The organism is Cytobacillus firmus (genome assembly GCF_023715565.1).
In the GTDB taxonomy this organism is placed as follows: Bacteria; Bacillota; Bacilli; order Bacillales; family Cytobacillaceae; genus Cytobacillus; species Cytobacillus firmus_C.
In genome coordinates this window covers 1-1,113 of the sequence record NZ_JAMBOJ010000137.1, presented here as the reverse complement: position 1 = coordinate 1,113, position 1,113 = coordinate 1, and the positions used below count along the sequence as shown (strand labels likewise).

1 protein-coding gene, 2 tRNA genes and 2 rRNA genes are annotated in these 1,113 nt (G+C 49.3%); all 5 read right to left on the bottom strand.

The genetic code is table 11. The features are described from left to right. Positions 1-491: ribosomal RNA gene (locus M3205_RS25110) — 23S ribosomal RNA — on the bottom strand; the annotation flags it as partial. Then, entirely contained in the window at positions 486-608 is a 123-nt protein-coding gene (locus M3205_RS25735; protein ID WP_285887051.1) for a hypothetical protein, read from the bottom strand. The genes M3205_RS25110 and M3205_RS25735, both read right to left, overlap by 6 nt. Positions 609-747: 139 nt before the next feature. Further along, positions 748-823, bottom strand: a tRNA-Ala gene (locus M3205_RS25105). 11 nt (positions 824-834) lie between these two features. After that, a tRNA-Ile gene (locus M3205_RS25100) sits at positions 835-911 on the bottom strand. 91 nt (positions 912-1,002) lie between these two features. Beyond that, positions 1,003-1,113, bottom strand: a 16S ribosomal RNA gene (locus tag M3205_RS25095); the annotation flags it as partial.

Genomic DNA, 1,113 nt, shown 5'->3' with positions numbered 1-1,113 from the left:
GGTCACTAGGGAGTATTTAGCCTTGGGAGATGGTCCTCCCTGCTTCCGACGGGATTTCTCGTGTCCCGCCGTACTCAGGATCCACTCTGGAGGGAACGAAGTTTCAACTACAGGGCTTTTACCTTCTTTGGCCGGCCTTTCCAGACCTGTTCATTTACCTCGTTCCTTTGTAACTCCGTATAGAGTGTCCTACAACCCCAGGAGGCAAGCCTCCTGGTTTGGGCTAATCCCGTTTCGCTCGCCGCTACTCAGGGAATCGCGTTTGCTTTCTCTTCCTCCGGGTACTTAGATGTTTCAGTTCCCCGGGTCTGCCTTCTATACCCTATGTATTCAGGTAAAGATCCTATCCCATTACGGATAGGGGGTTTCCCCATTCGGAAATCTCCGGATCAAAGCTTACTTACAGCTCCCCGAAGCATATCGGTGTTAGTACCGTCCTTCATCGGCTCCTAGTGCCAAGGCATTCACCGTGCGCCCTTTCTAACTTAACCTACTTCGGCCAATGATAAGCAGCGAATCTCTGCGTCAGCTCCGTCACTGTGCTCCTCACGTACTCTCGTACGCTCCGGTGCTCGTTCAGTCGCTTCCTTGATCTTCTTGCTTCTCATTGCCCTCAGGTTTGTGCTCTTACTTCGTTTTAAAACAAAAATAAGAGAAAAACTAAGATGGCGATTACTCGGTTATTGCTTCTTCATAACATTATCTAGTTTTCAAGGAACAAAAAATAACGAATCATATCGTTATGGTTGGTGGAGCCTAGCGGGATCGAACCGCTGACCTCCTGCGTGCAAGGCAGGCGCTCTCCCAGCTGAGCTAAGGCCCCATTATATGAGATGGTGGGCCTAAATGGACTCGAACCATCGACCTCACGCTTATCAGGCGTGCGCTCTAACCAGCTGAGCTATAGGCCCACATAATAGGTAAAGGTATTAAAATATGAGAGATTGAACTCTCAAAACTGAACGAACAGAAAACGTCACGTTTCTTGTAAATATTCCTTAGAAAGGAGGTGATCCAGCCGCACCTTCCGATACGGCTACCTTGTTACGACTTCACCCCAATCATCTGTCCCACCTTAGGCGGCTGGCTCCAAAAGGTTACCCCACCGACTTC

What these genes read in the sequence shown, in the direction of transcription:
- M3205_RS25735 (WP_285887051.1), bottom strand. Translation starts at nt 608, where the DNA reads ATGAGAAGCAAGAAGATCAAGGAAGCGACTGAACGAGCACCGGAGCGT.